Raw genomic sequence first — 26,936 nt, forward strand, 5'->3', positions numbered from 1 at the left:
TAGAGGCTTTTTTCGTTTTGAGTCGAAATTTACGTGCTGCGTTAAACTTAAATTCTATTACGCTTTAATTGAATGCTGTCATCGTTTGTTCTTGTTAGCTTAATAACGGGCTATTGTGTCGTGTCACTTTTTTCGCATATAGCTTAACTAACAGAAACATCATTGATAGTTAACGCCATATAGCGCCATCACAATGCATTGAATATCAGGTTATAATTTCTACGTAACTCTCATTTTTTACTTAAAGATGTATTTTGAGTGCGTTTTATAGAAAAGATGATTCTATATTAGCCATTAGTAAGATATATTGCTGCTTTAACACTTAGGTACTTTTATGGACTGCCGTCTTGGTTGTGGTGCTTGCTGCATCGCACCTTCTATTACAAGCCCAATTCCAGGAATGCCAGATGGTAAACCTGCTGGAGAACGTTGTATTCAGTTAAATGATGACAACCTTTGTAAACTGTTCGGCGACCCCTCTAGACCTAAAGTATGCTCGGATTTTACTGCCACAATCGATGTGTGTAGTACGTCAAATGAACAAGCGCTTTGGTTGATTACTGATCTTGAATCATCCACTTGTTGATTATGTATTTAAATGTTGGAACTAACTCATGCAACTAACTCGCTATACTGATTATGGCATTCGTATTCTAATGTACCTTGCTGCACAGCCAAAAAGAGAGACATTATTTCGTATTGCGGAAGTGACTACGGTGTTTGAGTTATCTTCAAACCATGTTGCGAAGATTATTCATCATTTAGGTAAGCTTGGCTACATCCAAACCATACGTGGTAAGAGTGGCGGATTTAAATTGGCAGTGGCGCCAGCTGACATTAATTTAGCTAAATTGGTCGGTGAATTAGAGCCGTCATTAGCGCCAGTTAATTGCACTGAGCCTTATTGCCGATTCACGCCGGCATGTAGCTTAAAAGGTATATTGGCTAAAGCGGTAGCGGCTTATATGGCGGTGCTTGCTGAATCAACGTTGGCTGACATTGTCGCAAATGCAGATGAATTACTTGAGACGTTACCTGATCTCTCTATCTCAGTACTTGAGTTGAGCTAGCCCCCTCGCTTTTTGCCATTGTGACAGGCAGTAATGTCGATGTATGAACTAGGTTAATGCCTTTTGCTTCTAATCGATGTAAGTTTTGATTTAAAAAGCGTACTGTTTCAGGATAAGGGTGCGCTATAACAACTAGACTTCCTTGCTGTTTTGCTTTCTCAATGATTTGTGAAAATTGCTCTTCAAGTGCAACTTCACTGACATCGTTATCTAAGAATATCTCTCTACGTAGCAGTGGAACACCGTGTTTCTCAGCCTTACTACTGGCTTTGCTGTAACGTGTAGTCACACTATCGACAAAATAAAGCTGTTTCTGTTTTAGGCTTTCCATTAACCAGTTCATCGGGTTGTCTAACTGAGTTAGCAAGCTGCCCATATGGTTATTTGCACCTTTGGCATATGGGATATTGGCAAGCGATGCCGTTAACTCTTGTTTGAGTTGTTGTTCGCTCATTTGATTAGTAAGTCCACCATTACCCAGTTTTTTACCGTTCAAGGCCTGCATAGGAATATGCAGCATGATTTCATTTCCTTGATGATGTCCTTGCTCGGCAAGTTTTTGACCTAATGGTGTATGAGGTAATACTGACAGTGTCACGCTATTTGGTAGTGACAACACGGCCTCATCTGATTGACGATAACCGATATCGTCAATGATGATTGCTATGTTGACTGCTTGAACTGGACCAATAAAAAGTAACGTTAATACAAAAAATAAGTAGCGCACTGAGTCTGCTTTTTAGTTATGTGTTGTTATCCATGCAATAGCTGAAGAAATCTGGCCATCCTGTGGCTCATCATATTGCGCAGTTGATTGCTCAATTATATCCAGATATTCAGAATTTAGAATAGCTTCGTTAGAAATTTTGATGTCAGGTTCAATTCCTTTGCTGTGGATATCATTACCATCTGGCGTACTATATTTGGCGATGGTGAGTTTAATGGCATTCCCCATTTCTAACATAGGGATCAGGCTTTGTACTGTGCCTTTACCAAAACTTGTTTCACCGACTAAAGTTGCGCGGTTATTTTCTTGTAGTGCCGCTGCAAGCACTTCTGATGCAGATGCTGAACCCTTATTAATTAATACCACCATAGGAACGTGCTTAAAAATGGCTGGCTGGGATGCGTAATACACTTCGTTGGCATCAAAAAATCTTCCTTCGGTAGAAACAATGAGTCCATTTTGTAAAAACAAGTCAGCGATACTGATGGCCTGTCCTAATAACCCACCAGGATTATTACGCACATCCAGAATAAGCCCTGTTAACTCAATGTCCTTCCAAAGTTTAGATTGTCTTATGATGGCGCTTGTTGCATCTTCTTGAAATGAGTTCAATTGGATATAACCAATATTACCTTTGAGTATTTTGGCATTGATAGATTCTATATGAATAAGTTCAGGGTTAAGTGACAACTCGAACGGCGCATTTTCTTCACGCTCGATGGTTAAATTAATGGTCTGTTTGGCGTTGCTGTTTTGTTTAATATCCATTAGCACATCAGTTAAATTTGCACTGTCAATGACAGTATCGTTTAGCTGAAGTACTTTATCACCAGGCTGCAAGTTGGCTCTAGCTGCAGGAGAGTTAGGATAAGGAGTAATAATCGTGATCTGGTCATCATCGGTGGCCACTTCGAAACCGTATCCAAAGTATTGACCACTATTATTGTCATTGATGCTTTGGTAATCGTTAGCGTCTAAAAAGCCTGAATATGGGTCGAGATTTGTAAAAATGCCATCAATGGCAAACTCGATCAGTTGTTCGCGATTGACGTCATTAAAGTAATAAGTGTGGATGGTATCTATCACATCAAGTAGCAGGCTGTAGCTGTACTCAGAATCTGATTTATAATGTTGCTCAGAGCTAGACAAGCTCATCGAAAGCGCAACCGAAATACCCAAGAAAAAACATAATAAATAGCGTGCAAATTGCATCATAACAGCCCCTTAATACCGTCAAGGTACATACAGGGCGTCGGTTAGTTCAGCGAGTTAGGCTTCCTAGCCAGTTGTTTATCGACAATATTTCGCTGGGTTAACGGCTTGCCCTTTGTGTCGTATTTCAAAGTATAGGCCAGATTCTGTCTGTCCGCCTGAACTCCCGACAAGAGCAATAGATTCTCCTTTCTGTACAGTTTCTCCAGGCTGAATTAACAGTGCTTGAGCGTGACCGTACAGGCTCATGTAGCCTTCACCATGATCGACAACCATGACCATGCCAAAACCACGTAGCCAATCAGCATAAATGACGGTACCTGGCGCAACAGCGGTAATACTCCGCCCTTCTGGTGCAGCGATAACGACGCCTTTCCAGCGTATTTGTCCTGAGCGGCGACTGCCAAATTTAGATGCTAAATGCCCTTTTGTAGGCCAGTTTAATTTGCCTCGTCGTTTAGCAAGGCCGTCCATTTCAGGATTGTCTTTAGCTGCAAGTAACGCTTGCTCGATAAGCCGCTTTAAGCTGGCTTCTTCGATTTGCATTTGCTCAAGTTCAGCCCCTTTACTCGTTAAGGTTCGCTGAATTTGTGCCAACGTTTGTTTACGTTGGCTTTGCTCTTTACTCAGTTGTTCAGCTTGTTGCTTTTGCTCAATAATAAGTGCATTAAGCTTTTGTTGTTCTGTGACTTGCTGCTGCTTGACTGTGTCTAATTGCTCTATGGTCGCCTTTAAATCTGTAATGGCTTTAATTCGAGCATTATTAAGGTACTGATAGTAAGCCAGCATACGTTCAACAGTCGCTGGATTCTGCTGGTTTAACATCATTTTTGAGTAGTCATGATTACCAGCTAAATAGGCACTAGATAATTGCTTTGATAAGGTTTTTTGTTGCGTAGTTCGTCGCTTGTCTAATTGAATCGTTTCAGTCTCTAACTCACTAAGTTTACTGTTAACTTGAGTTAGTGAAGATTGGGTTTGATTGACTTTTTGAGCTGCATTTGAAATAGCTTGCTCATCACGCTTAAGCAGCGAGATGAGCTTTTCTCGTTGACGACTGGTGTCTTTCAAAGAGTTTTGTTGTTGATTGATCTGCGCTTGAATGGCTTTAAGCTCTGACTGACGCTTATTCAGATCGGCACTTTGAACTGATGATGAAATTATCAGAAAGCCAGCAAATATGCTGGCTTTGAACTGTTGTCGTCTATTCACGAGTGGCTATTTACTCTTTGAGATTAATAATTGAGCGGCCTGTCATTTCTGATGGCACGTCTTGTTCCATCAAGGTTAACATAGTTGGCGCGATATCGCTCAATCGGCCACCATCTTCAATTGTCGCGTCACGACCGACGTAGATAAATGGCACTAACTCACTTGTGTGAGCAGTATGTGCTTGGCCTGTGGTTTCATCAGTCATTTGCTCAGCATTACCATGATCGGCTGTAATTAAGCATTCGCCGCCAACTTTTTGTAATGCATCAACAACTCGGCCAATACAAGCATCAACCGCTTCACATGCTTTTACTGCAGCATTGAAGTTGCCAGTATGACCAACCATATCGCCATTAGGGTAGTTACATATGATGACATCAAACTCGTTAGACTCAATTGCAGCAACCAATTTATCGGTTAGTTCAGTTGAGTTCATCTCTGGTTGAAGATCGTAAGTTGCTACGTCAGGAGACTTAATTAACTCGCGGCTTTCACCTTCAAATGGCTGCTCTTTGCCGCCATTAAAGAAAAATGTTACGTGAGCATATTTTTCGGTTTCAGATATACGTAACTGAGTCTTGCCTAGGTTTTGTAATGTTTCACCTAAGGTATTTACTAAGTCAGTAGATGGGAAAGCGACGGGAGCTTTAATGTCGTTGGCATAGTTCGTCAACATGACAAAGTTCACACTAGGCGTGACCTGGCGCTTAAAACCGTCAAAATCGGCATTAACAAAACTGCGAGTGATTTGGCGAGCTCGGTCAGCACGGAAATTCATAAATATCAGTGCGTCATTGTCTTCTAATGACACAGTATCACCGATGGTCGTAGCAGCTACAAACTCATCGTTTTCATCACGCGCATATGCCGCCTCTAATGCATCGACAGCACTTGAGAAGTTAAATTCAGCTTGGCCTTGGGTGATAAGGTTATAAGCCTTCTCAACACGATCCCAGCGGTTATCACGGTCCATTGCATAATAGCGACCAAGTAGTGAGGCTATTTTACCGTGACCTAGTGATTTAAACAGTTCGTCAAAGTGCTCTAGTGAGCCTTTAGCGCTGCGTGGAGGCGTATCACGGCCATCTAAAAATGCATGCAAGTACACTTTTGTGGCACCACGCTCTACAGCCATACGACACATAGCTTCAATATGCTCTTCATGGCTATGTACACCACCTGGCGACATTAACCCCATGATATGCACAGCGCCATCTTTACTGATGGCTTTATCAATGGATTCGCACAGTGCAGTGTTTTGTGCAAACTCATTGTCAGCAATAGACTTACTGATACGAGTCAGCTCTTGATAGACAATGCGGCCAGAACCAATATTGATATGGCCGACTTCTGAATTACCCATTTGACCGTCAGGTAGGCCAACATCCATACCTGAACCAGAAATCAGGCTATGGGGGTAAGTAGCATTAAGTTTATCTAGAACAGGGGTGTTGGCATGATAAATCGCATTATTATGCGTATTTTCACGGTAGCCCCAGCCATCTAAGATAAGTAATGCCAGTGGACGCTTTTGAGTCGCCATGGAAGTACCTCTATTTTTAAAGTTAAAGTGTAAAGTTTATGAGAAAGTAAAATTTAATTGATATGGATATTACTACTTATGCTGGCGCTGAAAAAGATATTTACCTTATATAGCCTGTTCTTCATGCCGATTTATATAGCAATATCGGAGCTGGTATACCGGTTAGCCAAGATGAATTTTTTGCAATGAAAGCGAAATCATCATGATTTTGGCGCTGGCTTGTTAATTTTATGCAACCTTTAATGTGTAAAGTGTCACTAATAAGCCCCCATCGGTGATGATTAAGCGTGAACTTGCTGCATTATAAAGACGCAGTCGGTATACTCTGTGGCTTATTAATTTTAGCCAATCTAAAAGTAGGCAGAGAAGATGCAAGAATATATTGAATTTTTTCAGGCGAACCCAGTTTTAAGTATCGCTTGGGTTGGTTTGTTCATCGCTGTAGTTGTGACGACAATTAAGACAGCAACATCTAAAGTTATCAACGTCAACACACAAGAATTGACCATGCTGATGAACAAGCAAGGCGGTAAAGTAATTGATGTTCGTTCGCAAGAAGAGTTCCGTAAAGGGCATATCGTAGATGCGTTAAACGTGCCTTTGTCTGAAATTAAAAATAATAAAGCCACAGCCCTTGAAAAGTATAAAAGCAGTCCCATTATTACTGTATGTAATGCTGGAATGACATCTGCGCAAGCAGCTCAACTTCTTGTTACACAAGGCTTTGAAAATGTCAGCAACTTAAAAGGCGGTATGGGCGACTGGACTGCTGCAAACTTACCAACAGTAAAAGGTAAGAAGTAAATATATCCAGCGACTTGCTAATGAATGTTAGCGGGTCCAACAAGATCCTACTTGTATAAAGGGCTTTAAGGCGTTTTGTTAACTAGTTAGATCAACTTTAATCGGGATGGACTAATATCTAGGCTTTGGCTAGGTTTTAGGAATAAAAGCCCAAATTTAAAATTAGCCTCACAGAAGAGCTAAAACACATTTGAAGGTAGGAAATCATGGCTGAAGTAGCAAACAACGAAGAACAAGCACCACAATTCAACATTCAACGCGTATTCACTAAAGATGTTTCATTTGAAACGCCAAACAGCCCAGCTGTTTTCCAAAAAGAATGGAACCCAGAAGTTAAGCTAGATCTTGATACTCGTAGCAACAAACTTTCTGACGACGTGTATGAAGTTGTTCTTTCGTTAACCGTCACTGCACAAAATGGCGACGAAACCGCTTTCTTATGTGAAGTACAACAAGCTGGTATTTTCTCTATCACAGGTTTAACTGAGCAGCAATTGGCTCACTCTTTAGGTGCATACTGCCCTAACGTTTTATTCCCATACGCACGTGAAACAGTAGGTAACTTAGTTTCTCGTGGTACGTTCCCACAGCTTAACCTTGCTCCAGTGAACTTTGACGCGTTATTCGCTCAATACGTTCAACAGCGCCAGCAAGAAGCTGCTGCAGCACCAGCTGCTGAAGAAAACGCTTAATATTTATGAGTAACGCTACCGAAATTACGGTATTAGGGGCGGGGTCTTATGGCACCGCCCTTGCCATTTCTCTCGCCAGCAGTGGTCATAAGACCTTGCTATGGGGTCATGAGCCTGAGCACATGGAAGCCCTTGCTAAAGACAGAGCCAACAGCGCATTTTTACCAGGGATCGCTTTCCCTGATACGCTTGAGCTAGAGTCTGACTTAAGTAAAGCATTAGCAGCGAGTAAAAATGTGTTGGTTGTAGTACCAAGCCATGTATTTGGTTTAGTTCTCAGTCAAGCTAAACCATTGCTTCGAGATGATGCTCGCATTGTCTGGGCAACTAAAGGTTTAGAGCCAGAAACAGGTCGATTATTGCAAGATGTTGCTCGAGAACAATTAGGGGATGATATTCCTCTCGCTGTGTTATCTGGGCCAACATTCGCTAAAGAGCTTGCTGCAGGAATGCCAACAGCAATCTCAGTTGCAGGTACCTGTGCCGACTTTACCAGTGATTTAGTAGAGTTATTGCATAGTCCTAAACGCTTACGTGTTTATGCAAATGATGACTTTACCGGTTTACAATTAGGTGGCGCGGTAAAAAACGTTATCGCAATTGGTGCTGGCATGTCTGATGGTATTGGCTTTGGTGCCAATGCGCGTACAGCATTAATCACTCGTGGTTTGGTTGAATTGACTCGTCTTGGTGTGGCACTGGGTGCCGACAGTAACACCTTTATGGGAATGGCAGGTTTAGGTGACCTAGTGTTGACCTGTACCGATAACCAATCACGTAACCGCCGTTTTGGTTTAGCATTAGGTAAAGGCAGTGATGTCGATACTGCGCAAACAGAAATTGGCCAAGTGGTTGAAGGTTATCGTAATACCAAAGAAGTTTACACATTAGCGAAACGACTTGGTGTTGAAATGCCGATAACTGAGCAAATTTACCAAGTGCTTTATCAAGGTAAAACGCCAGTTGAAGCGGCTAAAGAGCTACTAGGGCGAGACCAAAAGTCTGAGACCATCTCTGAGTAGCGTGAGTGTGAATACGACTGAAAGGGTGCTAATATAGCGCCCTTTTTTGTGTCTGATGATAAAGTAGTCTGTTATGAATAGCGCTTTATTTTCGGCAGATAGTTAACCCGGCTTGTTGGCCAATGCCTTATTAGCAACACCCAAAGTGAGAGAGTAAACAAGTGATACATCATGACGTAATTATTATTGGTGCAGGAGCTGCGGGCTTAATGTGTGCGGCAACTGCAGGCTATCGAGGTCGTGACGTACTGGTATTGGATAATGCTAAACAAGCGGGTAAAAAAATTCTGATTAGTGGTGGTGGGCGTTGTAACTTTACCAACCAAAAAGTTGAACCGCACAATTTTATCTGTGGTAACAGCCACTTTGTAAAGTCTGCACTGGCAAGGTATCGTTCTTCAGATTTTATCGAACTTGTGGAACGTCATGGTATTGATTATCACGAGCGAGATCATGGTCAACTGTTTTGTAATGACTCAGCGAAAGACATCGTCAATATGCTCATGACGGAATGTGAATGGGCTGGCGCCAAAGTGCAATTACGTACAGAAATGACCAAAGTGAGCAAGAATGCTCAAGGCCAATTTGAAGTGCTGACGTCAAATGGTGACTTTAGCTGTGACTCACTGGTTATCGCAACGGGTGGGTTATCTATGCCGAAACTTGGTGCGTCGCCATATGGCTATAAGCTTGCTGAACAATTTGGATTATCGGTGCTGCCAACCCAAGCGGGTTTAGTACCTTTTACATGGCATAGTGATCAAAAGGCACGTTTTGAGCCGCTATCAGGTATTGCAGTACCGTCAACGATTACAGCAGAAGACGGCACGCAGTTTAGTGAAGCGTTGTTGTTTACCCACCGTGGTTTATCAGGGCCAGCTATTTTACAAATTTCAAATTATTGGCAAGCGGGTCAAGCTATTAGTATTGATTTATTGCCTAATGAAAGCGCGGCTGAAAAGCTTGAAATTGCTTTAGCTAATAGCCCTAAACAAAGCTTACGCAATACCATTAGCCAATGGTTACCAAAGCGTTTGGTTGAGGCGTTATTTGATGCCGCACAACTTGATAAAGCCCTAAATCAATTAGGCCATGGCGAACGAGAGCAAATAGCTAAAGACTTAAATGAGTGGTCAATTGTGATGAATGGCACAGAAGGTTATCGCACTGCAGAAGTGACGTTAGGTGGCGTTGATACGAATGAATTGTCATCGAAAACCATGGAAGCGAAATCGGTTGCTGGTTTGTATTTTATCGGTGAAGTCATGGATGTCAGTGGCTGGCTCGGAGGGTTCAACTTTCAATGGGCTTGGTCATCTGGTGTTGCAGCAGGAATGGCTGTTTAGTTATTTCAATCGAAAAATCACCATTATTTCAATGAGTAATGACTAAACAGCTATTGATTTTATGATGCTGGTTTTAAGATTATGGGTATTTATTTCCATAACATTAACGTTTGATTCATCGTTATTTCCTTGGTTTTTAATATCGACATTTGATGGACTCAAGTGCGTTAATACAGCTAAGTGTCATGAATAAAATTGAATCGTTAAGTGATTAGTCAAGCTTTGCTAATCGCTCAATATGGATTGGTTTTAATATTAATGATTAAAAAATAACATGGGGGATGTGGAAGAAAAGTGATTGAAATTGATCGTGATTACTTAATCGAACCTGTGTCAATGACTGGTATGAAGAGTGTTTAGTCGTAGCTATCATCTCGAAAATTGGTTTTAATGAATAGTCGGTTAACTCGCTATTAATCTTTATGGTCTATGAGCTGGTTAGCTGATATGTACGCTTTATGCATTGAAATTGACAAAGATACTGGCTGTAGTCTGAATTAAGTTACTGCTGCCACAAAAGGATTTGGAGCGTGGTCATGGAATTAGAAATATATGTCGTAGATGCTTTCACTGACAAACAATTTAAAGGTAATTCAGCCGCGGTCGTCCCTTTAACCGATTGGCTTGATGATGAGTTAATGCAACATATTGCAGCAGAAAATAACTTATCAGAAACGGCTTTTATTAAATTCTTTTCTCACAATCGCTATGAGATCCGCTGGTTTTCTCCATTAACAGAAATAGACTTCTGCGGTCATGCTACTTTGGCTGCCTCCTTTGTTTTATTTGACCATTTAGGTTGTGAAGGCGAGCTGCAGTTTATGACGACCCATGCTGGCAGTTTATCCGTGACGCAATTGGCTGATGGTCGAATTCAAATGAGCTTTCCTAACAGGGCGCCCGCACCGCTTAATAAAGTCCCTGAAGCATTAATTGCTGGTTTGTCTATTACGCCGCGAGCTGTGTTAAAAAGCGGACAGGCTTATTTTGCGATCATGTCATCAGTTGATGAGGTAGAGCGGCTGCAATATCAATCTGACATTCTAAAAACGCTTGCGCCCTTAGATGTTGTGGTAACAGCACAAGTCGATGTTGCTGAGTCCGAGTATGACTTTGTTTCTCGTTACTTTTGGCCTGCAAACGGCGGTGATGAAGATCCTGTCACAGGGTCTATTCACGCTGGTTTAGTTCCATATTGGGGCGCTATTTTAGAGAAGCAAACCTTAGTCGCAAGACAAGCCTCTGCACGAGGAGGAGTGCTTTATTGTCAGCTTGAAGGTCAGCGAGTATTGGTATCAGGTTACGGGGTGTTATACCTGTTAGGTACCATTTATGTTTAGTATGAGCTTGTCGATGAATTGATATTGAGTGTCGCCGTAGTTATATGAGGCCAATGCTGGTGGTAGTAAGGTGTGGGCTCTACAACAGTTGATTGAATTGATATTAAAAAGGCCATCACAAGATGGCCTTTTTTGATTGTATAGCGTTATTGCATCAAGCCGATAAAATAAGGAATGATTAACGCATTAGCGAGATCGATAAAGAATGCACAAACCAGTGGCACAATAATAAAGGCTTGAGCTGAATAGCCGTAACGCATAGATACGGCTGACATGTTTGCCATTGCGGTAGGAGTAGAACCTAATGAAATACCGCCAAAGCCAGAACAAATAACGGCAGCGTCGTAGTTTTTACCCATTGCAGGAAATACGACAAATAGATTCACTAAAATAGCGACAATAAACTGCATACCTAGAATGGCGAAGATAGGGCCTGCTAAATCAACAAGCGTCCACAATTGCATACTCATTAATGACATAGCTAAGAAAGTACCTAATGCCATATCTGCGATTAAATCGACAGCCGCAGTACGTGTAGGCCAAGCTGTACCTGTCAGTCTTGGGTAACTTTTTGGGGTTAAGTTGGTGACCACAATACCTGCAAATAAGCAGGTAACAAATAAAGGTAAATCTAGACCAAAATTACTGACGACTTCATTAAGGATAAAGCCGAGGATGACACAAATATGAATAGCAAGCAGGGCGTCTAAAAAATCAAAAGATGTCATTTTGACAGGTGTTTCGGTTTCTTTACCTTGCGTGTTTGATGCATCTAAATCAACCGAAGGTTTTAATTGGTGCTTATTAATTAGGTATTTAGCAATTGGACCACCCATTAAACTGGCTAATATCAGGCCGAATGTTGCACTAGCGATACCGATTTCCATTGCGCTGGTTAGGCCGAACTGTTCTTGAATTTTGGGCGCCCAGGCGATAGCCGTGCCGTGACCACCAATTAACGAGACACTGCCTCCTAATAAGCCAACAACTGGTTCTTGGTTAAACAATGTGGCAACGCCAATACCTGTTAAGTTTTGCAAAATCATGTAGCCAATGGTCACTACCAGTAAAATGGCTAAGGGTTTTCCACCTTTCTTTAAATCCCCTAAGCTTGCATTAATCCCAATCGTGGTAAAAAAGTACACCAAGAGAATATCTCGAGCCATTAAATCAAAAGTCACCTCAACACTGGCGATGGCGTAAATGAGGGTAAACATTATCGAGAAAACAATACCGCCAGAAACAGGCTCCGGAATACTGAACTCTTTTAAAAAACCTACGACCTGATTTAAGCGTCTGCCAACAAACAGCACGATAATACCGATAGTGACGGTAAAAAATGAATTCAGCTGTAAAATGCCGTCAGAAAAGTCCATATAACTTCCTTGTGATTTATGTGTGGTGTGTCAGTGACTAACGTATAACAGCACCAATACTCAATGTAATTCTGGCTCAGTTGCTCAATCCTGAATTACAGCCAGTAAGGTGAAACAATATTTTTACATACCTTGGTAATCAATTGATACCACGATTGATTATTAATCAATAAAAAAGCTTCACCCTTACAAGGTTTCATTAAAATGAAGCTTTGTAAGGGTGAAGCTCAAAAGGGTGACTCCTCAAAGGTTTGTATATCAATGACAACCAATGAGGCTGTTGTTTACGTTAGCAAATGCTTACTGAGAGCTAAGACTTCAACAGCTGTTTTACCTAAGGTATAACGACCAGCAATCGCATATTGATGGTTATAGCGGTTGAGCCATTTTTGCAGTTGGGTATTGAGCTCTTCGATATCGGTAATGCGATGATTTTTTAAAAAAGGCGCATAAAATTCATCGTAAGCGAGCTGTTGAAAACGTGCCGCTAAACCATTAACTACAGGTCCGTTGTATGCACGCATTTGAATATGGTTTATCTCGGTTTGTTCAAGCAGCTGCTTAAACGGCGCCGCCGACTGTTTGCCTGAAAACTCCGCCCCTCTATCGGTCAGTAGACTATTGATGGGGATCTTGTGTTCTTGATACCAAGGCATAACCGTGGTTGATAAAAATTCAGCCGCAGTCGCAGACTCTTTATTATCAGTCACAATTGCAATGGCATATTGGCTGTAGGCATCGATAAAGGTGTGCTGAAATAGCTGACCGATAGGCTCAACAACTCCGATACTAAACGTATCTTGTACACAGACATCGCCAGGATATTTACAGTCTAAAGCCGTTTCATTTTGTTCAAGCTTGTAGAGCTGCTCCATATCATGCTGGCTTTTGAAGCTAAGCTGGTTTTGTTGTCGTAGGTGGCTGTTTAAAGCAACTAAGCGATTTTTTTTGGTTTCAAGATTATGCCTAACCCAAATAGTGCGAACGCCACTGGCTGAAATCGTACACCCTCGAGCAGTTAGCAGCTCAGCGGCTTTGGCTTGGCCGTAATTAGGATAATCGAGTGCAATCTCAATCACTTGATCTTCAACTTCTTGAGAGACTCGATTTTTAAGGGCTGGTTTTTTACGAGAGAGGTTTTTTAACCCTCGCTCACCAGCCTCTTCATATTGTTTTTTAAAGCGGTAATAGCTATCACGGCTATAACCCATAATATCGCAGGCTTTACTGATACTGCCAAGTTCAGTTGCTAGCTGAAGCAGAGCAAGTTTACTGCGAATTTCATTTTTATTTGAATTCATATCTGCTTATTATCATTAAGTATTTACCATCTAACAACATCTTACCAAAAAACGCCGTTAGGGGTATAACCTAACCACCTAAACCAGGTTTCACCCATTAGAATGCTGGTGGCCCAGCCTATCATTAACATCGTAAAGCCAAACTTAAAGCTATCGCTCAGACTGTACTGATCTGTTGAGTAAAGCAACAAGGCTGGTTTACTGTTAAAGGGAAGCACATATACATGCTCAATCAATAACGCGACAGGCAATGCCAAGCTCATGATTGGGAAATCAAATCGCTGTGCAATCCCAATTGCGATAGGCACAAACAACATGGTTCGCATCGTTTTAGACTGAAATACTAGCGAGCTCAGTAACATGGCGCCAGTGAGGGCAATGTAAAACACACTGAATGGGGTTGATTCATCCATGCCAAAATATTCTAGGCTAAAATTTACTGCCAGATTAGGTAAGTCAGTTTGTTTAAAACCTGCGCCTAAGGTGTAAGCACCTGCTGAGAATAGGAGTAAATGCCAAGGGACATCGACTTGGTTCCAGTTCACCACTCCAATACGTGGGCATAAGGCGACGATGGCACCAATAAATGCTATCGCTGTTGCGCTCACGCCATGATATTTATCCGTTGCCCAAAAAACCAAAATGGTGACGAAAATGACGATCGATTTTATCTCACGGAATGAGACTTTTCCCATTTTTTCTAGTTCTTCTTTTAAGCGCTCCATACCGCCTTCAATTTGCGGTAAGCGTTCTTCTGGTGCCAACGGAAAGAATATTTTAGTTGCTAGCAGCCAGCCAATAACAATCATACAAACCACAATGGGTAATGCGACAATCATCCAGTCAGCAAAGAAAAAACTTACCCCTATCGCGCCAGCAATTAAACTTGCTGCCAATAAGTTTGCTCCTGAGCCAGTAACAAATGCACCTGCACATAAGTTGATTTGTAGTAAGTTTTGTAGCACTAAGTTACGGCCAAAATTATTCTTATTGTCACCGCCTCTGGCACCATACACCGCAGCGATTACCATAAAAATGGGCATCAAGATGGCGGCTTTTGCTGTGGTGGCTGAAATGAATGCTGATAGCACTAGGTTGATCACCATAAAACTATAAAAAATGGGTGTAGCGCTTGTGCCAAAGCGGCATATAAACCATAAGGCGAAACGCTTGGCTGCGCCTGAGGAGACCAACATAGATGCCAAGATGAAAGAGAGAATGTTAAGCCACATAATAGGGTGGCCTAATTGAGCGTATGCTTGACGCTCGGGCAGAACGCCAGTTAACACTAAGGCGATAATGACCATTAGCGAAGTAAGGTAGTTAGGAATAGGCTCGGTAATCCATAGAATCACCGCCGCACAAAAGATAGCTAACATGGCTTGGCCGTGCCAACTAAACTCCGTTAAGCCCACTTCATGAAAGTGTTCTGCTGCCGAATGACTTAGCATAGCGGGATCAAATTGAGTTAAAAATGAGGCTGGAGCACCGGTTAATATCGCAACAAAAACCACCAAGGCAATCCATATACCGCTTCGTGCTAGCCACAACTCAAAGTTTGATTTTGATCTGACAGGCAACCTTTCCATTCGATATTGATTCATGTCTAGGGGGTCTATCCGTTCCGTAACTTCTTTGCTCATTTTCTTATGACCTTTAGCTGAAATCCTTATGGGCTAACCATACCCCTTAACGTGAGGATAAAACTGGATCAAGATCAATAAAATAACCAATTAGTTTTTAATTAATATTTTTTGATTTTGTTTGAGGTAACTCTAGTGTCATTCTAATACGTTGATTTTATTGAGTTATATTTGTTGGGTGTTATTTTGTTTTTGTTATCGTGTAAGATTAGGTTGAAACTAAAATTGATAAAAGTTGATCTAGATCTGTTTTTTTTGTCAATCACAGGAGTACTGTAAAAGGGTACTCAATAACAACGACTTGATATGAAAGGAAACAGTATGTCTGAATTAACAATTGGTGAAATTTCGAAACCACGCTTTGAGTTCCGTACGTTTGGGCAGGACTTTACTGAAGCAGCAGAACGTATGGCGCGTTTATCTGTACCGGTTCCAGAAAAGGTATGGCGTCGTGAAAGTGATGAGATTTACATTATGTCTCGCACCAATGATTTGAATAACACCAAAATTCGCGATGGCAAAATGGATGTTAAAAGTTATGTGCAAACGGTAGATGGTCTAGAACAGTGGGATCCTAAGTTAAAAGCAGAATTCCCGATTGCTAAATCTCAGCTTGTAGAAGAGATTTTCCCTGCATTTATGGTAGAACAACCTGCATTAGCGAAAGAAACCTATAGCTTTGAAGAGTTTATCGATATCATCGATGCCCACCCAGATCTTCAAGCAGTAAAAATTCACAAAGAACGTTTTGGTTACATGGTCAATAACACCATTTGTGAGGTCGCCAATGTATTAGTGAACGGTGCGCGCTTAGTCAGTGTAAACAGTGAATCTACGGAGCTTGATGATATCCAAACAACAGTAAAAGATTTGCGTTTAGAAGGGGTTGAAAACATTAACTACCTTCAAGCTATTAAGCGTGTTATCGGCATGAAAAACTTGCCATTAGCGAATTAATTCACTTGGGCAACTTAATAGGCAAAAGTGGTAACAGCGACAAATTCATTTTTAGGGAATAGCTATCATGGCACAAGAAATTGAACGTAAATATTTAGTCTCAAGTGACGAATTTAAAGCTCAAGCAGCTAAGTCTGTGCGCATTATTCAAGGTTATTTAAGTAGTGTGCCGCAACGTACTGTGCGAGTTCGGGTAAAAGGCGATAAAGGGTTTTTAACCATTAAGGGAATTGGTAATGAGTCAGGTGCGTCGCGTTATGAATGGGAAAAAGAAATCACTGTTGAAGAGGCGCAAGAACTACTGAAAATCTGTGAACCAGGCGTCATCGACAAAACTCGTTATCTTGTCGATTTCGAAGGACACATCTTCGAGGTTGATGAGTTCTACGGCAGCAACCAAGGGCTGACTGTCGCAGAGGTTGAATTGACAGATGAAGCGCAAACCGTTCATAAACCAAGTTGGTTAGCAGAAGAAGTCACTGGTGATGCGCGTTACTATAACTCAATGCTAATGAAGCAACCTTTCACTCAATGGTAGGGTGAATGTCATGTTGTCGCTATCGATAGCCGATGAGTACCACTTAACGATTCAGCTGGAAATTCCACCTGAGTTAAGTCGAGTGCAATTGCAGGTGTATTTCTTCTATCCTGCTAAATTGGCTGACAATAGCGACGTCATGAATAAAAGTAGTTTTTATCATAATCTCCTACAGCAACAGCAGCTTATTAAAGTTGACCCCATCAGCTGTAATACTATTGATCGTGATTTATTGATCATTAAGCAAACTGCTTATGCTACAGCTAAGGCCAACCAACGTCGTTATGTGTTGGCCTTATCTGAATTTGTTTGCGGGTTACTCGATTTACAACCTGAAGACTTTTTACCTACCCATCAAATGACAGAGCAAGATCTTACCATTGGCAGTGCTCGGCGATTACGGTTTATGGGGGACAGAATAGAGCAGTTCTCACAGGTTCATGACAATGAAGCGGGTGTTACCCAAAGTAAATTATTTAAATTGGCATTGCATGTCATTAGCTACCACTATCACCAGTGTTTACTAGAAGCGAAACATAAGGCATCTAAAGAAGAAAAAGCTTGGCTTAATACTCACATTCATCGGTTAACCGAAGAGACTGAACTGCGTAATCTGACGTTAATGCCTAAATCAGAAGCTGGCAGAGAAAAGTTACTTAACCGCTTACATATTGCAAAACGAGTCATTCATAGACCTTATCAATTATCTCGTAAGCGACTTAAAAACGGCGAAGTGGCAGAGCAACTTATTTTTGGTTTTGCTGCAGCATTAGCAATGGCGTTTGCCACGGGAGTGGCTTTTGCAACCCAAAGGGCTTTTGGCAATTTCTCGACTCCTTTTTTCTTTTCATTGGTGTTGTCATATATTTTTAAAGACCGCATCAAGGAATTGGGGCGTAACTATTTTATGGAGAAGTATTTTTCTAAATACTCTCAGCATCATTATCGTTTTCATCAAGCCGACTCTGGTCAACTTGTTTTTGATGCCAAAGAAACCTTGTATCGACAAAAGGCTGAGGCCTTACCTGCCAAAATTAATCAGCTTCGTAAACGTTTCTACCGTGCAGATAGCCATAGCTCCCAAGAAGCGTTGGTATATAAACGCTTATATCAATCACATTTAAAAAACGGTGAAGAACCTTTATTTAAGTTTAGAGACAAACTGACACTTAATTTAAGTAAGCGTTTACGTTTTTTACCAAGAACCATTCGTTGTCACTGGCAAGAAACAGATAACAACATAAAACAATACAATGTGCACAGTGTGTATCCCATAAACGTTATTGTAGAAATTAAAACCGATGCTGATAGCGTTTATCAACGCTATAAACTCACGACCAGCCGTAAAGGGATCCATAGATTAGAACAGGTTAAATAATTACTTTCTGATTTTATCGGCTGGTACGGCGCTCAAATCGCTTCTCATATAAAGCCTAAAACCATACAGGTAATTTAACCTAAAAGACCGGGAATCGTTGCGTTTGAATTGAGACAATTCTAATGCGGGATTCGGCTGCCTAATATAAAAAAACACCCGACAATGAACAAGTTGCACCCAGATCTCATTAGTTAATAATTGTCAGATTAAGTTGTAATTAGTTGATGTTGATCATGTTTTTTCTTCTACTGTAGATCTACTCTATGCCTAACAGGATAGAAACATTTTTGTTCCACATTAGTCTTAAAATAAATCTAAGGAAGAGAAAGATGAGCAAAGAAAATGTGTTTTCAGTTTCGGGCGTAGCTAAGGCTGTCGCGATATCGTTATTTTGTTTTTCAGGTGCTGCAATGGCAGCTGATAGCGACCGTGTGACAGAACTAGAAGAACGCTTAGATGCACTAGAAATGGAATTAATTGAAGCAAAAGATGCCGCTAATCAAACTGACCGATTAACGTTCTCAAGCAGCAGCCCGTCACCAGAGTTTATATCGAAAGACGGCAAGTCGACCATGGAGTTTTCTGGTCGTATTCAATTGGACTATGTGAACTCTGATGATTTCTACACTGGCAGTAAACGTGAATTTGAAGGCGGAGCAAACACGGTCGACTTCCGACGAGTCCGCTTTGGCGTAGAAGGCTACTTTTCAAATGTTTGGAAGTACTCGTTAGAGTTTGATTTTGATGGAGAATCAGAAGTAGAAGTCAAAGATGCCAACGTGAGTTACCGTGGCTGGGAGAACCAAGAGCTTGAAATTGGTTTTCAAAAATTTGGCTTCGGCTTAGAGGCGACAGGCAGTTCTGCTCACCTTGCTTTTTTAGAGCGTGCGAGCACGGATACCTTCTCACCAGATCGTAATGTGGGTGTGCAATGGTTGTATAAAGGTAATGATTACAACTTGATGCTGGGCTTAGGTACAACCGCTAACATCAATGATGATGATTTAAACTTCAAACAAGATGTCTACAACGGCCGCTTTACTATGGCGCCGATTAATACCAGTGATCATTTATTGCATATTGGTGTGAGTGGTATGTACACCAACAATAATAGTGAAGCTGAAGAAATGCGTTACCGTGCAAGACCTAGCAGCAAACCGGTTAGCCGCACTATTGATACTGGTAAGTTTGATGCTGAATCAGTGCAAAGTTATGGCTTAGAGCTGGCTTATCAGCACCGTAATTTACTGATCCAAGGTGAATATGTAACGTCAAAAGCGGATCAGGTTGACGATGAGTCGGTAAGCGTTGATGCCTATTACTTACAAGCTGTGTATACCTTAACGGGCGAGCAATGGAACTATGGTAGTAAGAAAGGCACCTTTAAATCAGTAAAACCTGAAAATGCGATTTCTGCTGGTGGCTATGGTGCTTGGGAAGTCGCCGCACGTGTGGATGTTGCTAACTTCGATGATACCGATGCCGATATCTATGGCGGAGAAAAAACCGATTACATCGTGGGGGTAAACTGGTACTTAGAAAATAACCTAAAAGCGCAGTTTAACTATGTTCGCAGTCAGTCGGATTATAAGCAGCCATATACCGACATTAACGGTGTCGAAATGTACGATCAAGATGGCAATATTTTCCAAGCCAGATTGCAATTTGCATTTTAATTTAAGGGGATATGTTGATGCGAAATAATCTATTTTTAATTGGCTTGGTGAATGTGTGTTTAAGCTCTAGTGCCTATGCATTATCGCCAGATGCGTTTACTTCACTTGAATATCACGTGAATACGGGTACAGCGAAAACGATGCCTTATGCAGCGACTAAGCAAACCGATGAATTTAAAGAGGCATTTAACTTTATCGATTTAGAAGAGCGCCTTAAAGTCAAATTGGTGACTTACTTAGATACGCCAAATCGCGCTTTCAAAGCCAAGGATATTAATATCCGTGTGCGTGAAGATGTGAGTAAGCCTCGCAAAAGTAAAATTACCGTGAAACTACGTGCAGCCGACCCAGAAAGTTTTGGTGAACTGTCTAATTACCGTAAAGCGGAAATTGACTATACCGATGGTAAAGCGGCATATAGTGTGAGTTATGACGTGCCATATTCTCCAGCAGATATTGATGTCAGAAACGTGGATATCGACTCGGTATTTAAGGTGTTAAAGCGCCATTCTGTGTTGTGGGACATCGTTGGCGACATCTATGAAGCTCATCAAGATGAGATTATTCAAACAATGGTCATGCGCACCCATGGCTGGGAAGGGGCGGTAAAAGATAAGCGTTTTGATAATGTAGAAGTGGACTTTCAAGTATGGACTCCATACTACCGTAAGCCACGTATCAGCTTTAATGAGTTCTCGTTTAAAGGGCATGTTAAAGACAAAGAGCAATTAGAAAAAATGTACCAATACTTATACCAACAAGTTGAATCTGTCGGTTATGAGCATGGTCATAGTGGTTCGAAAACAAGTTCCACTTTTAAAATGAGTAAAGGATTCAACTAGTTTCCCGCACTCACCCATGACTGGGTATTATCACCCTCACTCCCATTGGTAGTGCCCGGTCATGTTTTCGCTTTACCTTCCATTATCAATACTACAAGGAGATGCCAATGTTTGGCTTTTCTCGGATTTCTACGCTTCTTTCTCAGAGTCAGTCTACCGAAACCAATGTTTTTTTATTTCTAGATCAAGTGACCTTAGCGCAACATAAATTTGTTTATATGTGGCAAATGTATCTCACCCATGGCGCTAATAGTGATGAGTTTTCCAATGCGTTAGCTGAATTACAAGCTATTGAACATGAAGCCGATGTGCTCAAACGAGAAATTGAACAAACCTTATATCGAAAGACGCTTATTCCAGATTTACGGGGAGATGTAGCGTCACTTATCGATTTAACTGACCGCCTAATCAATCGCCAAGAGACTATAGGTTTGCACCTGCAAATTGAAAAGCCATTAATCCCTCAGGCGGTTGAGGCTGATTTGATGGTGTTACTTAAGGCTGTAGGCAATACCATTGACCACACTTTATTGTGCGCCAAAAGCTTTTTTACCGATTTACAGCGGGTGCAGGAATATCATCAAAAAGTGATCATGTTTGAGTCTGATGCAGATAAAGCCTGTACTCGAGCTAAAACGATTTTATTTGATACAGACTTGCCACTTATTAACAAAGTGCAGCTGCGTTATTTCTTTGACCGAATTGATCAAGTGGCTAATTTAGCCGAAGACATCAGTGACAGGGTAGCCATTTTCACGTTAAAACGCGTTCAATAAGGAGTGCAAATGGATATTGCGATTTGGGTGTTTCTATCAAGTGGCTTGTTTTTAGGTTGGTCACTGGGTGCAAACGATGCTGCGAATGTCTTTGGTACCGCTGTTGGCTCAAGGATGGTGAAGTTCTCCACTGCCGCGATGATTTGTTCGGTGATGGTCATTTTAGGCGCTGTGATAAGTGGTGCTGGTGCGTCACATACGTTAGGCGCGCTGGGTAAAGTGTCAGCTATTGGTGGTGCTTTTACTGTGGCATTATCTGCAGCGACAACCGTGTACTTAATGACAAAATCAGGTTTACCGGTATCCACAGGGCAAGCCATTGTGGGGGCGATTATTGGCTGGAACCTATTCAGTGGCATGGCGACTGATCCCGAAGTGCTCACTAAAATTTTAAGCACATGGGTGATGTGTCCAATCTTAGCGGCAATTACGGCAGTTTTGTTGTATAAGGCGGTGACCAAGGCAATTAACTGGTGGCGTCCTGGGTTATTCCAGCTTGACCAATGGACTCGAGTTGGTTTGATTCTAGCTGGCGCTTTTGGTGCCTACAGTTTAGGAGCGAATAACATTGCCAATGTGATGGGGGTGTTTGTATTAAGCGCGCCTATCGATACCATCGAGCTGGCTGGAATAGAGTTTACCGGGGCGATGCAGTTGTTTTTCTTAGGGGCTGTTGCTATCAGTATTGGGGTATTTACTTACTCTAAAAAAGTGATGATGACTGTGGGTGGTAACTTGATTTCAATGACACCTGTAACCGCATGGGTCGTAGTAATGGCGCATTCCATCGTGCTATTTATTTTCTCGTCGCAGTCATTGTCAAATGGCTTTGTAAATATGGGCTTACCAGCGATTCCATTGGTGCCGGTATCGAGCTCGCAAGCCGTGATTGGTGCCGTGATAGGCATTGCTTTTTTAAAGCGATTGCCAATTCAATGGCCTGTATTAGGTAAGATATTAGTGGGCTGGGTTATCACACCAATATTATCGGCCGTAGCGTGCTTTATTGGCTTGTTTATCGTGCAAAACTTGTTTAAGCAAGTGGTGGTTTAAGCCTAGTTACTCAAGGTTTCTGTATTGGTTTTGCATTTCAATTGGCGTCATCGAAAAGTACTTTTTGAATGCCGAAGAAAAGTTAGAAACATGGTTGTATCCTGAGTGATATGCCACTTCCCCCACTGATTGATTGTCAAAAATAAGGCGTCTTCTGGCATGCTCAAGGATCTGATTGCGGATGTACTCTTTGAGTGTCAGTTGATGATGTGACTTAAAATAACGTTGTAAGGTACTAACACTCGCGCCAAGTTTGTCAGCGATTTGTTTGAGAGATAATGATTCAAATAGTAAGGATTCAATTTTTGCCTCAAAATCAAACTGACTTACTGGTAAAGGGGAGTTGTTAATGTCAGGCTCTTTTGGGGGAGTCGCATCTCGATCGAGGTTGTCACTCAGTAGCGTAAAACTGTCACAAAAAAATTGTAATGCCAGTTGCTCTAATTCCCATTGAAAGTTAAGCGTTTCATCGAGGCTTTTTTGATACAGCTCAGCGGCTAATGTTAGTTGTTTTTCAGTGCATGGCCACTGAAAAACAGACTGAGCCGAGGCAAATATTTTCTCAATATGCAGCCTGTCAGCCACACTGCCACAGCGGGTTAATAACCATTGTTTGGTAATGCTTAAATTGACTTTTTTGACCTGCTGTTGCTGAGTAAAAAACCGAGTAAATATCTGCTGTGAATTGATAATGTTGATGAATAACACAGGCGAACTTTGCGCTTGAATATCATAGCGCTGATGTTCCAGTGCAAAGCTAACCTTACCGGCGAGTAATACATTAATGCTAATGCAGGCATCAATCTGCGAGTTGCTATAACCCTCAGTATGTTCAGTCATATTAACGCAATGAACATCAATACCACTGGGCAGTTTTTTAAAATACACCTTACCGGTAATCAGCTCCTTTGAAGCAATATCTTTTGCTTCAATAAAAGCATCTTCATAGCCTGCATCTTTGATTTTTCTTGATAACTCAACCTTTGATAAGCGTGTATTCATACCTAAGTTGCCTTTTCATAATAAATGGCGATTACGCATAACAGCTTGGCGATTTCGCATAACAATGAGTGAAACAAACACCATAACACAGTGGTAACATAATGATAATAATTCTCATTACAGTTGTTCGGAATAATTTTCATCCACAAGGAATCGTTATGTTACCCAAGCGCTTTAAAATAAGTTCGACAAGCTTAGCTGTTGTTACAGTGCTTACTTCTTCAGCGGTATTTTCGGCTGAGTCTGAAGACACTGAAATAGAACGTGTGACAGTATGGAGTACCACTGTAAATGCCTCTTCTATGTATTTAAAAGAAGAAGCCATTGCCAGTAAACAGGCTGATCATATCAGTGACTTATTACGCAGCATTCCTGGTGTGGATGTTGGCGGAGCACATTCATTAAATCAGCGTATTACGATTCGTAGCATGGATGATAAAGACTTAGACATATCGATTGATGGTGCTAAGCAAAATAACTACATGTATCACCACATGGGTAACCTGCAAATTCATGCTGATATTTTGAAGTCAGTTGATATTGATGTGGGTAACAACTCAGTCATTAACGGTGGCTTAGGTGGCTCGGTAAGATTTGAAACCAAACAAGCACGTGACTTATTGCAATCGGGTGAACGATTTGGTGGACGCGTGCAAGTGGGGGCTGGCGATAACTCTGGACAAACATACTCAGCCACAGCTTATGGTTTGATGACTGACAGTGTTGATTTTCTTGGCTATTACAATTTGGTCAATCGTGAAAATTACGAAGTGGGTGGCGGAGAAATTACCGATTCAAATGGCGATGTCATTGAAGGTACCGACGGCACGGTAAGAGGGCTTGAGGGCGAACTTGATGATGCACTGATTAAGTTCGGCTGGGAGCCGAGCGATAATCAGCGTATTCAACTTAGTTATGAAAAGTACACCGACGAAGGTGACTACAGCTACCGCCCTGATATGGGGCTTGCAACTGATATCGCTATTACCGAGTCATTAAATGTGCCACTGCTTTGGCCGACGAAATTTACACGTGACACCTTGGCGCTTAATTACGAGCTAAGTTTGGCGTCAAGCTTGATAAAAGCGGCAGCATACTCCAATACCAGCGAGCTGTGGCGTGATGAAACGGGCTATGCAGATAATCCTGATTACGCAGGGTGGGCTGCGATTGTCACCGGAGAGGCAAAGAATCAAGGCATAAACTTATTAGGTGAAACCACGCTGACAGCTCTGTGGGAGCATGACTTTACCTATGGTTTTGATTATGTGAAACATGATACAGATTACTCTGCTCGATACACTGCTAGCACGGATGAGTCTGCTGAAGAATCGTCAAACATTGCTATTTTTGTTCAAGATCGAATTGCCTTTAACGATTACATCAGTTTGATCCCAGGTTTACGTTATGACCAATATTCAGTGGATTCTAAGGTCGTTGATAACGACTTTGATAATACTGCATGGGCGTTAGCGTTAGCCATTCAGCCTACTGATGATTTAGTGTTTAATGTCAGTGCTACAGAGTTATTTAAGGGGCCTGAAATTGGTGAAGTGTTTGTCGGCGCAGGTTTATATGACACCACCAATCAAGAAATTGAAGCCGAAACTGGGGTTAACTATGAGCTAGCTTTTGCATATCAATTTGAAGCATTTGGTGATGATAATATTTCCCTAGGGGCGACCGTATTTAAAACCGAAATTAATGACTACATCTACGATTATGCTACAGCACCTGCTACTTCTGGAGGTCGTTATTGGAAAGACAATATCGGCGATATGGATATTGAAGGTTATGAGGCCTACATAAATTATCTCAATGGCGGTTTTTCAGGCTCGGTAACCTACTCAAGTGCTGAAAGTGAATTACAGGCGTTTGAACAATATAGTGAATTAGACGGTGCACGATTAGATAGACAACAAGGTGATACAGTCAGTGCAACCTTAGGTTATGCATTGGATGACATGGGATTGTCGTTTAATTGGGAACTGCTTTATGCCGATGACGTGCCTGCTGGACTTGATTTAGACGGTGCAAGTCTTGATAACAGTAAGCAAGGTTATACCGTGCATAACATCAATGCCAGATGGGATATTGCAGCGGTTGAAGGGTTAACCATTATTGCAGGTGTCGATAACTTATTTGATGAGTATTATGCTTCGCAATCTTCTCGTACTGGTGTGTCTTTCCATCCTCGATTTGGCGAGTTGTATCTGCAAGATTTTGAACCTGGCCGTAATATTAAGGCCACGGTGTCATATCAATTCTAATGGCAACTTCATGGCTACGCACGGCAAAAGCAAAACGCTTTTTTAGCTTTTGCCGTTGGTTACACATTTATGTGTCATGCACTTTATTTTCCCTGTTAGTCTTTTTTAGCCTTACGGGGATCACACTTAATCACCCCTCTTGGACTGCTCAGGCCACAAGCGAAATCCAAAGCTTACCTTTACCTGTGCAATTTGCTCAGTTTGAAGGAGAGTACCCGCTTAACGCGCTGCAAGCCTATATCGAACAAAAAACGGCACTGGCTTCTCCACGCAGTATTGATGTGCTGGTGGACATGGGCGAAATCACCTTTGACTACCCTTTGCCTGCAGGTTATGCCTTTGTCACCGTGTTACTTGATGACCAACTCATTGAAATTGAACGCAGTAGCCAAGGCTTACTGGGGTTAGTGAATGACCTGCATAAAGGCCGGCATAGCGGCAATGTGTGGTCTGTGGTGATTGATGTGTCCGCAGGGCTGATTTTACTGTTTTCGATTACAGGGTTGATTATTTTGCTTCAAAACGCCAAACACCGCCGTATGGGATTCATGGTGGTGGCATTGGGCAGCATTACACCTTTAGTGGTGTATTTGATAGCGGTACCAAGGTAATCGCAACAAGGAGAAATTCAATGAAAAATAATGCAACAAAACTCATGGTGCGGCTACAGATCGCGTTGTTGTTACTTATCGGCTTATTAATGACACCCACTTGGCTGCAAGCTCAGGAGTTTACGGTGTCGGTTGAGATTCCAGATATAAAAGCTGCGCCATACCATAAACCGTATGTGGCGATCTGGATTGAAACTCCGCAGCGTCAGGGAGTGCATACATTGGCTTTTTGGCGACAACAAGCTGACTGGTTTAAAGACTTACGCCAGTGGTGGCGAAAAATAGGTCGTAGTGGTTCACCTGATTATCAAGCCGTGAGTGGCGCTACGCGTAAGCCGGGAGTGTATAGCATTCATTGGGATGGTCGATTGGAAACTGGAGCAATGCTGCCAGCAGGCGATTATGTATTACACGTTGAGTCAGTCAGAGAGCAAGGGAGTCGCGAATATTTACGCCAAACGTTTTCATACCCCAGTAACAAACAAGAGCAGTTGGTTCTTGAAGGAAAACAAGAGCTAGGCACAGTTACATTACTTATCAAATAG

The 26,936-nt window shown here is 41.7% G+C and carries 25 protein-coding genes; 17 read left to right on the plus strand and 8 right to left on the minus strand.

Features of this window, described 5'->3' with window-relative positions:
* Window positions 1-334: 334 nt before the first annotated feature.
* Both AB4128_RS18560 and AB4128_RS18565 read left to right on the plus strand, forming a co-directional pair.
* Window positions 335-586, plus strand: a complete 252-nt coding sequence (locus AB4128_RS18560) for a YkgJ family cysteine cluster protein (protein WP_055024073.1) — start codon at window positions 335-337, stop codon at window positions 584-586.
* A gap of 28 nt (window positions 587-614) precedes the next feature.
* Window positions 615-1,070, plus strand: a complete 456-nt coding sequence (locus AB4128_RS18565) for an Rrf2 family transcriptional regulator (RefSeq protein ID WP_055024074.1) — start codon at window positions 615-617, stop codon at window positions 1,068-1,070.
* Here AB4128_RS18565 and AB4128_RS18570 read toward each other — a convergent pair.
* From AB4128_RS18570 to gpmM, 4 genes are all read right to left on the minus strand, one after another.
* Entirely contained in the window at window positions 1,045-1,797 is a 753-nt protein-coding gene (locus tag AB4128_RS18570; protein WP_372038595.1) for a divergent polysaccharide deacetylase family protein, read from the minus strand. The genes AB4128_RS18565 and AB4128_RS18570 overlap by 26 nt on opposite strands.
* 12 nt (window positions 1,798-1,809) lie before the next feature.
* Window positions 1,810-3,012 (minus strand): S41 family peptidase, encoded by a 1,203-nt coding sequence (locus AB4128_RS18575; RefSeq protein ID WP_055024076.1) that lies wholly within the window; start codon window positions 3,010-3,012, stop codon window positions 1,810-1,812.
* A gap of 75 nt (window positions 3,013-3,087) precedes the next feature.
* Window positions 3,088-4,221 (minus strand): murein hydrolase activator EnvC, encoded by a 1,134-nt coding sequence (locus tag AB4128_RS18580; protein WP_372038596.1) that lies wholly within the window; start codon window positions 4,219-4,221, stop codon window positions 3,088-3,090.
* Window positions 4,222-4,231: 10 nt separating this feature from the next.
* Complete coding sequence (gene gpmM / locus AB4128_RS18585) at window positions 4,232-5,764, minus strand: 2,3-bisphosphoglycerate-independent phosphoglycerate mutase (protein ID WP_119969441.1); 1,533 nt, start codon at window positions 5,762-5,764, stop codon at window positions 4,232-4,234.
* Between the two features lie 369 nt (window positions 5,765-6,133).
* Here gpmM and AB4128_RS18590 point away from each other — a divergent pair, with 369 nt between their 5' ends.
* The 5 genes from AB4128_RS18590 (at window position 6,134) to AB4128_RS18610 (ending at window position 10,968) form a co-directional block, all read left to right on the plus strand.
* A complete protein-coding gene (locus AB4128_RS18590; RefSeq protein ID WP_055024079.1) occupies window positions 6,134-6,568 on the plus strand; it encodes a rhodanese-like domain-containing protein in 435 nt (144 codons plus the stop codon).
* Window positions 6,569-6,774: 206 nt separating this feature from the next.
* Window positions 6,775-7,260, plus strand: coding sequence for a protein-export chaperone SecB (secB, locus tag AB4128_RS18595; RefSeq protein WP_055024080.1), 486 nt, complete (start codon window positions 6,775-6,777; stop codon window positions 7,258-7,260).
* Between the two features lie 5 nt (window positions 7,261-7,265).
* Entirely contained in the window at window positions 7,266-8,282 is a 1,017-nt protein-coding gene (gene gpsA / locus AB4128_RS18600) for an NAD(P)H-dependent glycerol-3-phosphate dehydrogenase (RefSeq protein WP_119969442.1), read from the plus strand.
* A gap of 161 nt (window positions 8,283-8,443) precedes the next feature.
* Window positions 8,444-9,628, plus strand: coding sequence for an NAD(P)/FAD-dependent oxidoreductase (locus tag AB4128_RS18605; RefSeq protein WP_372038597.1), 1,185 nt, complete (start codon window positions 8,444-8,446; stop codon window positions 9,626-9,628).
* 536 nt (window positions 9,629-10,164) lie between these two features.
* Window positions 10,165-10,968, plus strand: a complete 804-nt coding sequence (locus tag AB4128_RS18610; RefSeq protein ID WP_065110470.1) for a PhzF family phenazine biosynthesis protein — start codon at window positions 10,165-10,167, stop codon at window positions 10,966-10,968.
* Between the two features lie 146 nt (window positions 10,969-11,114).
* Here AB4128_RS18610 and gltS read toward each other — a convergent pair whose 3' ends face one another.
* The 3 genes from gltS to AB4128_RS18625 all read right to left on the minus strand — a co-directional run bounded on the left by gltS (window position 11,115) and on the right by AB4128_RS18625 (window position 15,288).
* Window positions 11,115-12,344, minus strand: a complete 1,230-nt coding sequence (gene gltS / locus AB4128_RS18615; protein WP_055024104.1) for a sodium/glutamate symporter — start codon at window positions 12,342-12,344, stop codon at window positions 11,115-11,117.
* A gap of 284 nt (window positions 12,345-12,628) precedes the next feature.
* A complete protein-coding gene (locus AB4128_RS18620) occupies window positions 12,629-13,645 on the minus strand; it encodes a helix-turn-helix domain-containing protein (RefSeq protein WP_055024105.1) in 1,017 nt (338 codons plus the stop codon).
* Between the two features lie 41 nt (window positions 13,646-13,686).
* Window positions 13,687-15,288 (minus strand): DASS family sodium-coupled anion symporter, encoded by a 1,602-nt coding sequence (locus AB4128_RS18625; RefSeq protein WP_372038598.1) that lies wholly within the window; start codon window positions 15,286-15,288, stop codon window positions 13,687-13,689.
* A 321-nt stretch (window positions 15,289-15,609) separates the two neighbouring features.
* Here AB4128_RS18625 and AB4128_RS18630 point away from each other — a divergent pair, with 321 nt between their 5' ends.
* From AB4128_RS18630 to AB4128_RS18660, 7 genes are all read left to right on the plus strand, one after another.
* A complete protein-coding gene (locus AB4128_RS18630; protein ID WP_065110473.1) occupies window positions 15,610-16,245 on the plus strand; it encodes a hypothetical protein in 636 nt (211 codons plus the stop codon).
* Window positions 16,246-16,312: 67 nt separating this feature from the next.
* A complete protein-coding gene (locus AB4128_RS18635; protein ID WP_055024108.1) occupies window positions 16,313-16,783 on the plus strand; it encodes a CYTH domain-containing protein in 471 nt (156 codons plus the stop codon).
* Window positions 16,784-16,793: 10 nt separating this feature from the next.
* Window positions 16,794-18,161 (plus strand): hypothetical protein, encoded by a 1,368-nt coding sequence (locus AB4128_RS18640; RefSeq protein ID WP_372038599.1) that lies wholly within the window; start codon window positions 16,794-16,796, stop codon window positions 18,159-18,161.
* A gap of 329 nt (window positions 18,162-18,490) precedes the next feature.
* Window positions 18,491-19,837, plus strand: a complete 1,347-nt coding sequence (locus tag AB4128_RS18645; RefSeq protein ID WP_282166988.1) for an OprO/OprP family phosphate-selective porin — start codon at window positions 18,491-18,493, stop codon at window positions 19,835-19,837.
* 17 nt (window positions 19,838-19,854) lie between these two features.
* Window positions 19,855-20,679 (plus strand): hypothetical protein, encoded by an 825-nt coding sequence (locus AB4128_RS18650; RefSeq protein ID WP_055024111.1) that lies wholly within the window; start codon window positions 19,855-19,857, stop codon window positions 20,677-20,679.
* 107 nt (window positions 20,680-20,786) lie between these two features.
* Complete coding sequence (locus AB4128_RS18655; RefSeq protein ID WP_055024112.1) at window positions 20,787-21,455, plus strand: DUF47 domain-containing protein; 669 nt, start codon at window positions 20,787-20,789, stop codon at window positions 21,453-21,455.
* 9 nt (window positions 21,456-21,464) lie between these two features.
* Window positions 21,465-22,508, plus strand: coding sequence for an inorganic phosphate transporter (locus AB4128_RS18660; RefSeq protein WP_080917260.1), 1,044 nt, complete (start codon window positions 21,465-21,467; stop codon window positions 22,506-22,508).
* 6 nt (window positions 22,509-22,514) lie between these two features.
* Here AB4128_RS18660 and AB4128_RS18665 read toward each other — a convergent pair whose 3' ends face one another.
* Window positions 22,515-23,510 carry a helix-turn-helix domain-containing protein gene (locus AB4128_RS18665; protein ID WP_372038600.1) on the minus strand — a complete coding sequence of 332 codons (996 nt, stop codon included), beginning with the start codon at window positions 23,508-23,510 and terminating at the stop codon, window positions 22,515-22,517.
* 158 nt (window positions 23,511-23,668) lie between these two features.
* On the opposite strand from AB4128_RS18665, the gene AB4128_RS18670 reads away from it, so the two are divergent.
* Genes AB4128_RS18670 through AB4128_RS18680 form a run of 3 tightly spaced genes read left to right on the plus strand, consistent with a single transcriptional unit; the run spans window position 23,669 to window position 26,936 of the window.
* Window positions 23,669-25,780 carry a TonB-dependent receptor domain-containing protein gene (locus AB4128_RS18670; RefSeq protein WP_372038601.1) on the plus strand — a complete coding sequence of 704 codons (2,112 nt, stop codon included), beginning with the start codon at window positions 23,669-23,671 and terminating at the stop codon, window positions 25,778-25,780.
* Window positions 25,780-26,391 carry a PepSY-associated TM helix domain-containing protein gene (locus AB4128_RS18675; RefSeq protein ID WP_282166985.1) on the plus strand — a complete coding sequence of 204 codons (612 nt, stop codon included), beginning with the start codon at window positions 25,780-25,782 and terminating at the stop codon, window positions 26,389-26,391. The genes AB4128_RS18670 and AB4128_RS18675 overlap by 1 nt, the downstream gene beginning before the upstream one ends.
* A gap of 20 nt (window positions 26,392-26,411) precedes the next feature.
* Window positions 26,412-26,936 (plus strand): DUF2271 domain-containing protein, encoded by a 525-nt coding sequence (locus AB4128_RS18680; protein WP_192021781.1) that lies wholly within the window; start codon window positions 26,412-26,414, stop codon window positions 26,934-26,936.

Source organism: Shewanella sp. 10N.286.52.A9 (assembly GCF_041468985.1).
Taxonomy (GTDB): domain Bacteria; phylum Pseudomonadota; class Gammaproteobacteria; order Enterobacterales; family Shewanellaceae; genus Shewanella; species Shewanella japonica.